Source organism: Pontibacter deserti (genome assembly GCF_023630255.1).
GTDB classification, from domain to species: domain Bacteria; phylum Bacteroidota; class Bacteroidia; order Cytophagales; family Hymenobacteraceae; genus Pontibacter; species Pontibacter deserti.
In genome coordinates this window covers 101315-113471 of record NZ_JALPRS010000003.1, presented here as the reverse complement: position 1 = coordinate 113471, position 12157 = coordinate 101315, and the positions used below count along the sequence as shown (strand labels likewise).

15 protein-coding genes are annotated in these 12157 nt (G+C 45.0%); 9 read left to right on the top strand and 6 right to left on the bottom strand.

Annotated elements, in window-relative coordinates; all coding sequences use genetic code 11:
* Positions 1–101 precede the first annotated feature (101 nt).
* Both MJ612_RS15380 and MJ612_RS15375 read left to right on the top strand, forming a co-directional pair.
* On the top strand, positions 102–1478 hold the full coding sequence (locus tag MJ612_RS15380; RefSeq protein ID WP_187033773.1) for a right-handed parallel beta-helix repeat-containing protein: 1377 nt from the start codon (positions 102–104) through the stop codon (positions 1476–1478).
* 157 nt (positions 1479–1635) lie between these two features.
* Positions 1636–2061 carry a secondary thiamine-phosphate synthase enzyme YjbQ gene (locus tag MJ612_RS15375; RefSeq protein WP_187033774.1) on the top strand — a complete coding sequence of 142 codons (426 nt, stop codon included), beginning with the start codon at positions 1636–1638 and terminating at the stop codon, positions 2059–2061.
* A 1-nt stretch (position 2062) separates the two neighbouring features.
* On the opposite strand, the gene MJ612_RS15370 is transcribed toward MJ612_RS15375, so the two are convergent.
* The 3 genes from MJ612_RS15370 to gpmI form a co-directional block, all read right to left on the bottom strand.
* The gene (locus MJ612_RS15370) at positions 2063–3577 is read right to left on the bottom strand and encodes a M43 family zinc metalloprotease (RefSeq protein WP_187033775.1); all 1515 of its coding nucleotides are present in this window, start codon (positions 3575–3577) and stop codon (positions 2063–2065) included.
* A gap of 104 nt (positions 3578–3681) precedes the next feature.
* Positions 3682–4257 (bottom strand): DENN domain-containing protein, encoded by a 576-nt coding sequence (locus MJ612_RS15365; RefSeq protein ID WP_187033776.1) that lies wholly within the window; start codon positions 4255–4257, stop codon positions 3682–3684.
* Between the two features lie 4 nt (positions 4258–4261).
* Positions 4262–5788 (bottom strand): 2,3-bisphosphoglycerate-independent phosphoglycerate mutase, encoded by a 1527-nt coding sequence (gene gpmI, locus MJ612_RS15360; RefSeq protein WP_187033777.1) that lies wholly within the window; start codon positions 5786–5788, stop codon positions 4262–4264.
* A gap of 220 nt (positions 5789–6008) precedes the next feature.
* Here gpmI and MJ612_RS15355 point away from each other — a divergent pair, with 220 nt between their 5' ends.
* The 7 genes from MJ612_RS15355 (at position 6009) to MJ612_RS15325 (ending at position 10509) form a co-directional block, all read left to right on the top strand.
* Complete coding sequence (locus MJ612_RS15355; RefSeq protein WP_187033778.1) at positions 6009–6410, top strand: DUF4783 domain-containing protein; 402 nt, start codon at positions 6009–6011, stop codon at positions 6408–6410.
* A gap of 64 nt (positions 6411–6474) precedes the next feature.
* Positions 6475–7338 (top strand): carboxylating nicotinate-nucleotide diphosphorylase, encoded by an 864-nt coding sequence (gene nadC, locus MJ612_RS15350; RefSeq protein WP_187033779.1) that lies wholly within the window; start codon positions 6475–6477, stop codon positions 7336–7338.
* A gap of 72 nt (positions 7339–7410) precedes the next feature.
* A complete protein-coding gene (locus MJ612_RS15345; protein ID WP_187033780.1) occupies positions 7411–7998 on the top strand; it encodes a hypothetical protein in 588 nt (195 codons plus the stop codon).
* Positions 7999–8108: 110 nt separating this feature from the next.
* The gene (locus MJ612_RS15340) at positions 8109–8435 is read left to right on the top strand and encodes a hypothetical protein (protein WP_187033781.1); all 327 of its coding nucleotides are present in this window, start codon (positions 8109–8111) and stop codon (positions 8433–8435) included.
* 173 nt (positions 8436–8608) lie between these two features.
* On the top strand, positions 8609–9346 hold the full coding sequence (locus MJ612_RS15335; protein WP_187033782.1) for an SAM-dependent methyltransferase: 738 nt from the start codon (positions 8609–8611) through the stop codon (positions 9344–9346).
* A gap of 9 nt (positions 9347–9355) precedes the next feature.
* The gene (locus MJ612_RS15330; RefSeq protein WP_187033783.1) at positions 9356–10108 is read left to right on the top strand and encodes a ZIP family metal transporter; all 753 of its coding nucleotides are present in this window, start codon (positions 9356–9358) and stop codon (positions 10106–10108) included.
* A gap of 68 nt (positions 10109–10176) precedes the next feature.
* Positions 10177–10509 carry a DUF962 domain-containing protein gene (locus MJ612_RS15325; RefSeq protein ID WP_187033784.1) on the top strand — a complete coding sequence of 111 codons (333 nt, stop codon included), beginning with the start codon at positions 10177–10179 and terminating at the stop codon, positions 10507–10509.
* 14 nt (positions 10510–10523) lie between these two features.
* Here MJ612_RS15325 and MJ612_RS15320 read toward each other — a convergent pair whose 3' ends face one another.
* The 3 genes from MJ612_RS15320 to MJ612_RS15310 all read right to left on the bottom strand — a co-directional run bounded on the left by MJ612_RS15320 (position 10524) and on the right by MJ612_RS15310 (position 12146).
* Positions 10524–10880 (bottom strand): hypothetical protein, encoded by a 357-nt coding sequence (locus MJ612_RS15320; protein ID WP_187033785.1) that lies wholly within the window; start codon positions 10878–10880, stop codon positions 10524–10526.
* 130 nt (positions 10881–11010) lie between these two features.
* Positions 11011–11430 (bottom strand): septal ring lytic transglycosylase RlpA family protein, encoded by a 420-nt coding sequence (locus MJ612_RS15315; protein ID WP_187033786.1) that lies wholly within the window; start codon positions 11428–11430, stop codon positions 11011–11013.
* A 5-nt stretch (positions 11431–11435) separates the two neighbouring features.
* Complete coding sequence (locus MJ612_RS15310) at positions 11436–12146, bottom strand: alpha/beta fold hydrolase (RefSeq protein WP_187033787.1); 711 nt, start codon at positions 12144–12146, stop codon at positions 11436–11438.
* Between the last annotated feature and the right edge of the window lie 11 nt (positions 12147–12157).

Genomic DNA, 12157 nt, shown 5'->3' with positions numbered 1-12157 from the left:
TTTAATGGTTAAGTTGCTGAACCGTTGAAGACCAGATAAGTATAAGGGTGCTCTACAACCTATACTTTCAGAAGCGAACAACGAATAACCAACATTATACTTTGAGATACCTGCTCGCCATACTGCCCCTGCTCTGCCTGCTCTCGCTACTTAGTTGTGAGCCGAAGGATGAAATAGTAACTACTGACAGGGGCGCCATACTTTCTTTCTCGCAGGACACGGTGTTGTTTGATACCGTATTTGTGACACAAGGCAGTGTAACCAAACGCCTGAAAGTATATAATCCCAATAAAAAGGCAGTTCGTATCAGTAACATCACTCTGGCTGGCGCCGAGGCCTCTCCTTACAACCTCATCATTAACGGCCAGGAAAGTATAGTTCGCAACAACCTGGAACTGCGCGGCAAAGACAGCCTGTATATTTTAGTAAAGGTGAACATCAACCCGAATGATGCGAGCCTGCCTTTCCTGGTGGCTGACTCCATACTTTTTGATACAAACGGGCAGCGGCAAAGTGTAAAACTGGTAGCTTATGGCCAGAATGCTGTTTTTCATCGCAAAGAAACGATTGGCACCACCACCTGGACAAACGACCTGCCCCACGTGCTAATGGACACTATTTTAGTACAGGAAGGCGCTACACTAACAATAGAAAAGGGCGCACGCATAGTAGCAGGTAGTAAGGGTGTGTTGTTGGTAAATGGGTCGCTGCAGGTAAATGGTACTCCTGAGGAGCGGGTGGTATTCAGTGGGTACCGTCGAGAGCCGGAATACGTGCGTGCACCGGGGCAGTGGGAAGGTATCCGGATACTGACCAAGAGCAGCAACAATAGTATAAAGTATGCAGATGTATTTAATACAACCTATGGGCTACGCATAGGTAACCCCGGCAAGGCAGGTACCCTGGTAGAAGGTTGTGTAATAGCACATGCTTTCCTGGATGGGATTATTGCGTTTACTTCGGATGTGCAGGTTGTTAATTCGCTGATCTACAACTGCGGGCAATTTGGCTTCGGGGGGCTTGGTGGAGGTAATTATGAAGTGCTATACTCTACTATTGTAAACTATAACAGCACACTTTCCCGCGAAACACCGGCCTTTGTAGTTACAGATTACATTCCGGATACGGAAATTAAAGACAAACCCACGAGCCTGCTCCTGATCAATTCTATAGTTTACTCAGATGATTTTAGTGCTGAAGATGAACTGTTGTTAGATGTAAAAGATGGCGCAAGAATAGAAGTAGCTAACAACCTGCTGCGCACCGCAAAGTATAAAGATCAGCTTGGCGGTAACGGCAACATATTTAACCTAGAACCAAAGTTTAAGGAAGCAGCCAAGTATAACTTCAGGTTAGATACACTATCTCCGGCGAGTAATGCGGCCAAGGTATTACAAACTATAACCAAAGACCTTACCGGAACCAACCGCCACTCCACCACCCCGGACATAGGCGCCTACGAACGTGTGATAGATTAATTTTGAATAACTGGATTTTGAATGAGTGAATGAAAAGATGTGAAGTATACTTTTTATTTAGCATCCTCAAAACTGTATCTCAGGAATGAGCAATTATAGTACATTTTAATTTAGGTCCTTATTCAGTTATTCACTCAATCAAAATTCGAAATTAAATATGTGGTATCAGAAAGAAATACGATTGCCGGCTGTACAACGGGGTTTTCATTTGATCACAGACCTGATCGAGTCGCAGTTGCCGGAACTGGAAGATATTAAAGTAGGAATAGCGCACATTTTTATAAAGCATACTTCAGCCAGTTTAACTATAAACGAAGATGCAGACCCCACTGTGCGACAGGATTTTGAAAGCCACTTTAATAAGATGGTACCAGAGAATGCTCCCTATTACCGGCATACTACAGAAGGACCCGATGATATGCCTGCACACTTAAAAGCAGCTATACTTGGCAGTTCTGTAACAGTGCCTATCACAAACGGTAAGTTTAATTTAGGTACCTGGCAGGGAATTTACCTGTGCGAGCACCGCAACCATACATCTAAACGCTGGATAGTAGTGACCTTAACGGGAAGTAACAGCTAGTTTACCGGAGTATCGTTATCTTTTTAGTTTCCACTCCTGTAGAGCCACTGATTCGCAGGAAGTATATACCAGCGGGCAGGCCCTGTGTGTTTAATTCTGCTTTACGGGTGCTTACTTCCTGGCTTAACATAACCTTGCCTACTCTGTCTATTAATTCTACATGTTTTAGCTCTACATGAGCAGGCTGCTCCAGCAGGATATAATCAGAGGCCGGTATCGGATAAACTACTAGCTCATTTGAAGTAACCTCAACAAACTGGCTTTTTGTTTCGGTGCTGCTCATCTCGCTGTTAGCAATTGTAAGCTTTACCTTATACTTGCCCGGGGCTTTGTAAGTAACAATAGGGTTACGCTCTGTAGATAGTGCCGGTGTACCGCCTTCAAATTCCCATAGCCATGATGTAGGCTTTACCCCCACCGACTTGTCTTTAAACGCGACTGTTTCTCCTGCCTGTATTAAAGTGTCTGTAGCTGTTTCAAAATCAGCCCGTAAGCCGCCGGTACATGCTACGGATATCAATAGTTTACTTCTGGAGGAGTTAAGGACAGCAGTCATGTAAGCAATCTGGCCGTTCGTAAACAGGTTCATGCAGGCATCATCGCTATAATCCATGTAGTTTTGCCACATATCGCCATACGGGCCATTGCCACAGGAAAGCATTATTCCACTCGGACACTCATAATTGGGTTTATACTGATTCGGGGTGTCTTCTATATCATCAGAGTCGTTGCAGGATGCACTCGCTTCTCCCCAAATATGTTGTAACCCGAGCCAATGACCTATTTCGTGGGTTGCTGTGCGGCCTCTGTTATATTGCCAGTTGGTAGTGTTATAGGGAGCAGCGCCTACTGTCTGGTAGTGTAGTACAACTCCATCGTTCTGAGGAGATGTCATAACTCCTGGGAAAGTAGCCCAGCCTAAAATGTTATCTCCGATATTACCTACCCAAATATTAAGGTACTGGTCTCGGTCCCAGGCATCCGCGCCACCATTGGCACTGCGTTTTATCCGGCTGTTGCTCACACTAAAACTGGTTGTAGCTGTTTGGGTGCGCGTAATACCGTTCGACAGTTCGCCATTTGGGTCTGTAGAGGCCAGGCAGAACTCTATATTTGCGTCTCCTGCCAAAGCGGCGAAATGGCTGGGGGTATTTATTTTGTCTTCATTGGTCCTCCTGAAATCTGCGTTCAATACGGCCAACTGCGAGTAGATCTGTTCATCTGAAATGTTCTGCTCCGGAGTATTGTACAGCACATGAAAAACAACAGGTATAGTGATAGTTGTTGCCTTGCGCAGCGCTTTTCCTTCTGACTGACGATTAATGTATTGCAGTGCAGCTTCCTTTGCCTTTTGCTGTTGCAGTTTTATTCCCGGTTGTTCTTGTTCCAGTAGTTCCTGATACTGGTCTGTTGCGCAGGTTCTGCCTTTAGGTTTACTGGCAGGCGCAACCTGGCTATAGCCTGGCATAGCCAAACACAGCAGCAGCAAGAGCCACAAAGGAGTAGTAAAACGCATAAAAGCTGTGAGTAGAAGTATAAAATAGCTTACGTATTACAAATAAAAGAGGGTAAAGTGCAAATTTTAAATTAGTGTATGCGTTTTTAATGGAAGTTTATGTGCTACAGGTTGGCCTGTATAGTGTAATGTAAAGAGTCTCCGAAGATCAATTTCTGAACACCATTTACACTATAGCTCTCTAACTTGCCAGTTTCCGCGTTGGCATCAAGTATAGCTTTTCGTTTAGAAAAAAAGAGCAGGTTCTGGTCCAGCAGGGTAGCTTCCAGGCGTTGTATCTTTTGCTCAGGGCTTAACTGCAGGTATAGATACATTACAGGAGCTTCAGCATCTTCCTTCTTTACAAACTTAATGATTTTGCCACCATCGGGTAAGGCTTGTTCTTCCCTGGTATAGTACTCCCGCAGGGTGGGTTTACTTATATCAGCTTCTTCAAACACAGTAAGCTCTTCTTCCCAATCAAGCCTATCTGTCTGTATCGTTTCAGCGGGCTCATTTTCTGTTTGCACTGATTTAAGTACAGCAGGCTGTTCGGTCTGCAGGCGCTGCTTTTCCTGCTGTACATAAGCTGTCAGGTTATAGTAGCCATCGTCGGTAGAGCTGCTACGGGGTACAGGCTGTTCGCAGGCTGCCAGCGCCAGTAACATACTACTTACTAAGGCTAAACTATAGTTTCTCACAGTTTTAATGTTTTATCAGTGATTTACCAGTCATTTCAGCTGGTTGTGATATACCCATCAGCTCAAGTATAGTTGGTGCAATATCACCCAGCTTACCATCGTTCAGTTCACCGGCAAAAGTATTACTTACTAAAATGCATGGCACCAGGTTAGTTGTATGCGCGGTATTTGGCGAGCCATCTTCGTTAATCATGCAATCGGCGTTGCCATGGTCTGCAATCACAATGGTATCATACCCGTTTTCGAGGGCTGTAGTTACCACGGCAGCAGCACACTCATCTACCACTTCGCAGGCTTTTACGGCAGCTTCGAAAACACCGGTATGGCCCACCATGTCCGGGTTGGCGAAGTTGAGGCACACAAAATCGGCGCTCTTCTGTTGCAGTTCCGGCACTAAGGCATCGCGCAGGTCATAAGCACTCATTTCCGGCTTCAGGTCGTAAGTGGCTACTTTAGGAGATGGACAAAGCAATCGGCGCTCACCTTTAAACTCGGTTTCGCGGCCCCCTGAAAAAAAGAACGTAACGTGCGGGTATTTCTCAGTCTCAGCAATGCGAATCTGTGTTCTGCCGGCTTTCTCCAGCACTTCGCCCAGCGTGTTGTTCAGGTTATCTTTATCAAATATCGGCGTTACATTCTCAAATGTATCGTCGTAGTTGGTCATGGTTACGTAGTGCAGGTTCAGCTTGTGCAGGTTCTGCTCCGGGAAATCGCGCTGTGTAAGCGCCTGGGTAATTTCACGGCCACGGTCTGTTCTGAAGTTGAAGCAGATCACGACATCACCATCTTTTATAGTTGCCACAGGCTCCCCGTTGCTGTCTACACGAACTATAGGCTTTATAAACTCATCGGTAACACCGGCATTATAAGACTCAAGTATAGAAGCGATCACATTAGAAGAAGAGGTACCTTCACCTTTCACCATCAGGTCATAAGCCAGCTTTACACGCTCCCAACGGTTGTCGCGGTCCATTGCATAATAACGGCCAATTACAGAAGCTATAGTTCCGGTAGTGCGGTATATGTGCTCGCTCAGCTCATTCATATACTTTACACCGCCTTTCGGATCAGTGTCGCGGCCATCAGTAAATGCATGGATATATACTTGCTGCAATCCTTCATCAAAAGCTGCGGTGCAAAGTGCTTTTAGATGCTCGATATGCGAATGCACACCGCCATCAGAAACTAAACCGATCAGGTGAACAGGCTTCTTGTTTTCTTTAGCATACTTATAGGCATTAGCCAAGGCAGGCATTTTGCTTAGCTTGTGCTCGGCTATTGTTTTATTGATTAGCACCAGGTCCTGGTACACGACGCGGCCGGCACCAAGATTCATATGGCCAACTTCGGAGTTACCCATCTGCCCTTCCGGCAATCCTACGGCCTCACCAGATGCCTGTAAATAGGCATGAGGATACTTTCTGATGATAGAATCGTAAAAAGGAGTGTGTGCTTTGTGTATGGCTGAAACCGCTGGGTTCGTGGCTATTCCCCACCCATCCAGGATCACTAAAAGTACCTGCTTGTTCATATTGCAAATATAGGCATAATCTTACAATGGCTGTTTAGTATAAGTGCATAACTACACTGTGTATGCAATACCAGAGAAGTAGATTATAGTTTCGGTTTTATTGTATCAGAGTATGCTGATTTTATATATAGCTTAATAACTGCTATCTTTATTGCCTGAAATATTGTGCATTTGTTGGCATAGTTTTAGCTATTAAGTGTGCAAGGTTACAAACAACATTATGAAAAATTTAAAACAGTTTGCTGCAGTATTCTCTTTGCTGATGATGGTCGTGTTCATGTCTGCGGGGCAGGCTGTGGCACAAGGCGGCGTGATGGATGGTGTAAAGTCAGCGATGAAAGCAGGGTCTTCTAAGGACTTGTCGCGCAACTTTAGCGGTGTGGTGGAACTTACCTTAAACGGTAAAGAAGCTACCAGTTATAGTAACACGCAGGCTGAGTTTGTGATGAAGAACTTTTTCAGCAAAAATGCTCCTGTAGACTTTACGTACAGCCACCAGGGCTCGTCTGACAAAGGCCAGCAATATGCTATTGGTACCTATACTTCTAAAGCTGGAAGCTATACCGTGCTGGTACGTATGAAAGATTCGAAGATACAATCCATGAATTTTATAAAAGATTAAGCTTAAAGCGTATATTTTTAGCAAGGCTCGGGGTTAATCCCGAGCCTTTTTTTATTTTTGCACTGTGAGACCTATATACCTGACCGAAAAAAGTATAAGCGATTTTATCGCGATGGCACTTGCCGAAGATATCGGCGATGGCGACCATTCATCGTTGGCCTCTATTCCGGCGGATGCACAGAACCAGGCGCGCCTGCTGGTAAAAGGAGACGGCATACTGGCGGGCGTAGAGCTGGCCGGTTATATCTTTAACGCCGTAGACCCTAGCCTGCAGGTAGAAGTGCTGTTGCAGGATGGCGCAGCTGTAACGTATGGCGATGTAGCCCTGACCGTGAAAGGTAAAGCGCAAAGTATACTTACTGCCGAGCGATTGGTGCTTAACTGCATGCAGCGCATGAGCGGTATTGCTACCTACACGCACCACTTAACAGACCTTATAAAAGGCACCAACGCCAAACTCCTGGATACCCGCAAAACAACACCAAACTTCCGGATTATGGAGAAATGGGCTGTTTTGATTGGAGGCGGCCATAACCACAGGTTCGGGTTATTTGATATGATCATCCTGAAAGATAACCATGTGGATTATGCAGGCGGCATTAAAGAAGCTATACTTGCCACACAGCGTTACCTGCAGGAAAAAGGCAAAGACTTGCGCATAGAAGTAGAGACCCGCAACCTGGATGAAGTAAGACAGGCACTTGAGACAGGTAGCATCCACAGAATAATGCTGGATAACATGACCCCGGAAATGATGCGTGAGGCTGTGGCTATGATCGGTGGGAAATATGAGACAGAAGCATCCGGAGGTATAACTGAAACAACCATACGCTCAGTAGCAGAATGTGGAGTTGACTACATCTCGGTGGGAGCTTTAACGCACTCTATTAAAAGTATGGACCTGAGCCTGAAGGCTTATAAACTATAATTTTGGCACAGCCCTGCAGCCAGAGACAGAAGCAGAAGAAACAGCAGGGCAACAAAATCTGAAATTACAAGAATGCAACAACCAAACAGAGGCGGCTTTCGTGCCCCGCAGGGACCTACCCCAGGCACAATACGCACAAAAAAGTACCAGTTAGATAAAGATATGTTTACCAAGGTAGCCCTTGGCAAAGTATGGCGCCGCGAGTGGTGGTATGCCTTAATTCCGTTTGTGCTGCTAATGTTGCCTGCTGTATTCAGCTTTTCGTGGTGGTGGGTAGTGGCTGCGGTTATAGTTACGTTACTTTTCATCGCACTTCGTTCAGCTCAGATTGTGGGTGTAACACGTGTAGAACAGGGGAATGTGCTGTTCGAGAAACTGACATACGACATTGATTCACGCCAGATTATTATGAAGCGCAACGAACGCGAAGGAATGACCATGACGTGGGATATGATTGAGAAGGCAGAACGTAGTGATGATGCATTCCTGTTATGGCTGCAGCCTCCTACTGCCAGCCAGTTACCAGGCGGCTGGAAAGGATGGTTGGCACGTACATTTCAGGCACCGGTATTTTTGCACTTACCTTACCGTATATTTGTAGGCGCTAACGATGTAAAGCTGATGGAAAGTTTGCTGCGCCGCAAGAACCTGCTGGCTTAACAGTACAATAAGCCAGATTTAACCATTTGCCGTAAGTAATTATAGTATAAGATGTTGCCTGTAAAATTGCAGGTGCCGTATCTATAGATCAAGTATAAAAACATACAAAAATGAATAAAAACGTAATAGCAGTTTTTGCCGCAGTTTGCGGTTTGTTTATGGCTTCCTGCGATACTCCAAAGGATTACAGACCAGGTGAAAAGGTATCTACAGACTATGTAGAACCAGGCACGCGCAGCACATCTAATGTATCTGATGCAGGTGTTAAAGATATTGCAGAAGGTGGTGATGCAGCTCATGGGGCTTCTACACACGGTGAAGTAATGCCTAACCACGACCAGGGTGATAATACGATACAGCCAGGTGACAGCGTGCGTGAAGCCGGGGAGACAAACACTGCAGCTGGTGCTGTAAAGCCAAGTCCGAAAAAACCATAAGTTATCAATTCAGATAAAAGCCTGCCGTTCCTGCTTTCAGGAACGGCAGGCTTTTTTTATACCTGTTAAACTATAGCCTGACCCGGTGTACTTTGCCTATAGTTGTGCGTATACCCATGGTCTGATAATTTAGCCCTATATTTGCAACTCATTTGCCAACAGAATAAACTGCGATGGAACAACAGGAACAAGAGTGGTTCAGTACTTGGTTCGACTCTCCTTACTACCATATATTGTATAACAACCGCGATGAGCAGGAAGCGCAGCAGTTTATTGATAAGTTGCTAACCTATCTGCACCCAAAGCCGCACGAGAAGATACTGGACCTTGCCTGTGGTAAAGGCCGCCATTCGGTATACCTGAACCAGAAAGGTTTTGATGTTACGGGTATAGACCTGTCGGCGCAAAGCATAGATTATGCAAAGCAGTTCGAGAACAAGCAGCTACACTTTGCCGTGCACGACATGCGCGAAGTATACCTGCCGGAAGAATTTGACTTTATACTTAACCTGTTTACCAGCTTCGGATATTTCGAAAACGAAACCGAGAATGTAGTTGCTTTGTGTGCTGTAGCCAAATCCTTAAAGTATGGCGGTAAGCTGGTGATCGACTTTATGAATACTGACTTGACCATTGCCAACCTGGTAGCTGAAGAAAAGAAAGAGGTACAGGGTATTGAATTCCATATTCATAGAGGTGTAGAGAATGGGTTTATTGTAAAGACCATCCGGTTCTCAGACAAAGGCGAAGATTACTGTTTTGAAGAAAGGGTGCGCGCCTTGCGGCAAGAAGATTTTATGGAGTACTTCAGGATGGCGCAACTACGGCTGGCCGAAGTATTCGGCGATTATGATCTGCAGCCTTTTAAACTGGAAAGCAGTGAACGTATGATTTTTGTTCTCAAAAAATAAGCTCTGGGCATGTTTATAGCCATTCTGGTTTTGTTCTTTACGGTAATGCTGTCCGGGTTTCTTGTAAAGCTGTTTCCGCCAAATAATGTGCGGTGGCTTAAAATGGCCCTTGCATTTAGTGGAGCTTACTTATTTACAATTACAATTACGCACCTGTTGCCGGATGTGCTGCTGAGCAATAAAGAGCCGCATTTGGTAGGGTACTGGGTACTGGCAGGCTTTTTTCTGCAACTGATACTGGAGCTTTTCTCGCATGGAGTGGAGCATGGGCACATGCATACACATGCACACGATCATGACGCCGATACAATCCCTTTCCTTTTATTAGGCTCCCTGTTTGTGCACTCCTTTTTAGAAGGAAGTATACTGGTAGACCAGGATTACAGAGATGTAGGGCATATGCACCACCAGGGCAGCTTTTACTCCGTATTACTCGGCGTAGCCTTGCATCATGTGCCGGCGGCCTTTGCACTCATGTCTGTATTGTTGTCCCGGGTTAAGGATTTCAGGAAGGCATTAAGCTGGCTGCTGATATTTGCTGTAGGCTCACCGCTGGGTATATTAGTTAGCAATTCGCTGCTCTCGCATGAGCAAGCTGGTGGCATGGTTTATACTGCACTTACAGGGCTTGTAGCTGGTAACTTCCTGCATATTTCCACAACTATACTTTTCGAGACCAGCCCGGAACATAGCTTTAATCGCAACAAGCTTGTAGCAACACTACTTGGCTTAGTACTGGCCCTGCTCACAGACCTTATTTAACAGTATAAGTATAGTTGAAAGTATAGACCGATTTGTGTAAGTTGGTATAGTTACTAATTGATTATACTATGGCAGGCACAACCGAACCAAAACGCTATACTTCGTTACGCGAGTTTTATCCTTATTATCTGTCAGAGCATCAGCATACCACTTCAAGAGCATTACACTTTATAGGTACCGCCTTACTGCTTGTTGTAGTTATAGTTGCGTTGGTTACAGGTAAGTATAAATGGTTGCTGGCTGTGCCGGTAATCGGGTACGGGTTTGCGTGGGTAGGGCATTTCTTTTTCGAGCGTAACAAACCTGCTACATTTAAATACCCGTTCTACAGCCTGGCATCAGACTTTAAGCTATTTTTTGATATACTCCGTGGGAAACAGGGCTTTAAAAGCCGGAAGTGAGCCGAAAGCCAAGGCTACATAATAGTAGAGAGAAGCGTAGCTACCAGTGCTTTTACTGTATTTGTTAAAGTTGGGGAGCCATCATGGCCGTTATTATCCTCTTCAGGAGTGAAAGCCTCTTTAAAATAAGATAAAGGGCTATCCAGAGCATCAGCATCCAACACCGATTTATCGCGTGTTTTAGCAGCTACAGGCTTTGTTTTGGGCTTGGCAGTGGTGGTTTTGGCAGTGGTGCCATTTTCTTCTGAAGGAGCAACAGTCTGCGCTGTGGTAGCGCCATGATTATTGTTTGCAGAAACATGTGTGCACGGTAAAGACAGTAGCACTGCTGCAGCTGCTACTGGTATAAATAACCGAACCTTCTGACACACATTTTTCACACTCAAATGTAAAATTTAATTATCTGTTTTACAACCTTATGATTGTATATTTTAGGGAAATATTATTTTTATACTGCTAACGATCAGAATATAAGGGTAAGTATATGTAATATACTATTAATTAGTTTCTGGCTGCTGGTCGTATTACCTTCATGGTTACGGGGGCAACGCCAGCCTGTATTAATCCAACCCGTTTAGCTGCCGACTCTGACAAGTCAACAATTCTGCCTCTCACAAAAGGGCCGCGGTCTGTGATCTTTACTTTTACCGACTTATTTGTAGCTGTGTTGGTGATTTTTACCTTGGTACCCATAGGTAAGGTTTTATGAGCTGCAGTAAGCTTGTGCCGGCGGTAAGGCTCGCCGTTTGCCATTTTACGACCCTGCAGCTTACGGCTGTAATAAGATGCTTTACCCTGCTCGGTATATCCTCGTTCACCAAAATCAGCTTTGCTGCCTGCGCAGGAAAATAAGCTAAGGCTGATAAATAAAGTTAAGATGCTGAAGAGAAAATGCTGGGCTCGTGTAATTCTGAATGGCATAAGAGTTAAGCTGGTAAAGAAGTAGCTATACTTGTGGTAAATAAATTTATTTCGTGTTGCAGTCTGCTGACAGGTATAGTTTCGAGTGGATGATGAGTTGCAGGAAGTATAAGTAAGCTGGCATTTGGCAGGTTGCGGTAAGCCTGTATTGTTTCTTCCAGTGTTACCATGTTATCCCGGTCGCCTACGGCAACTTGTACGGGCTGCTGTATATAGGAAAGCACCTCAGGTGTAAGCGAGGGCTGCTTGCCCAGTTGCTGCATCATATCTGCAGTTTTATACATCACCTGTTCCCAGTTCTGTGGTGTATGGCGTTCAGCAAGTATAGTTGCAAATTTAGGTACCTTCTCCTTTATCTTTTCCGGGTTCAGAAGCTTTACTTCTTTTGCAGCGGTTTCCTCTGACCAGGCAAATTTGGTAGCTAAGGTAAATATACTTTTAACACGGTCCGGGTGCTGCTGCGCCAGGTATAAAGCTACATAGCCACCCATGCTATACCCAAAAATATGAACATGCTCTAACTGGTGTTCCTGCATATACTCCAGCACATTTTGGGCAAAAAGCGCGATACTATATCCTTGCTCTGGTAGCTCAAGTCCGCCATGCCCTGAGAAATCTAATGTATAAACATTGTACTCCCCGGCTAAAGCTTTCTTTAATGGCGCAAGCGTAGATGCTGCTCCAAGGGCCCCATGTAACAGTAAAAGGTTTTCCACTGGTTTTATAG

Coding starts and splice junctions, on each gene's coding strand:
- MJ612_RS15375 (WP_187033774.1), top strand. CDS start 1,636: ATGTGGTATCAGAAAGAAATACGATTGCCGGCTGTACAACGGGGTTTT.
- MJ612_RS15370 (WP_187033775.1), bottom strand. CDS start 3,577: ATGCGTTTTACTACTCCTTTGTGGCTCTTGCTGCTGCTGTGTTTGGCT.
- gpmI (WP_187033777.1), bottom strand. CDS start 5,788: ATGAACAAGCAGGTACTTTTAGTGATCCTGGATGGGTGGGGAATAGCC.
- MJ612_RS15355 (WP_187033778.1), top strand. CDS start 6,009: ATGAAAAATTTAAAACAGTTTGCTGCAGTATTCTCTTTGCTGATGATG.
- MJ612_RS15345 (WP_187033780.1), top strand. CDS start 7,411: ATGCAACAACCAAACAGAGGCGGCTTTCGTGCCCCGCAGGGACCTACC.
- MJ612_RS15340 (WP_187033781.1), top strand. CDS start 8,109: ATGAATAAAAACGTAATAGCAGTTTTTGCCGCAGTTTGCGGTTTGTTT.
- MJ612_RS15335 (WP_187033782.1), top strand. CDS start 8,609: ATGGAACAACAGGAACAAGAGTGGTTCAGTACTTGGTTCGACTCTCCT.
- MJ612_RS15330 (WP_187033783.1), top strand. CDS start 9,356: ATGTTTATAGCCATTCTGGTTTTGTTCTTTACGGTAATGCTGTCCGGG.
- MJ612_RS15325 (WP_187033784.1), top strand. CDS start 10,177: ATGGCAGGCACAACCGAACCAAAACGCTATACTTCGTTACGCGAGTTT.
- MJ612_RS15315 (WP_187033786.1), bottom strand. CDS start 11,430: ATGCCATTCAGAATTACACGAGCCCAGCATTTTCTCTTCAGCATCTTA.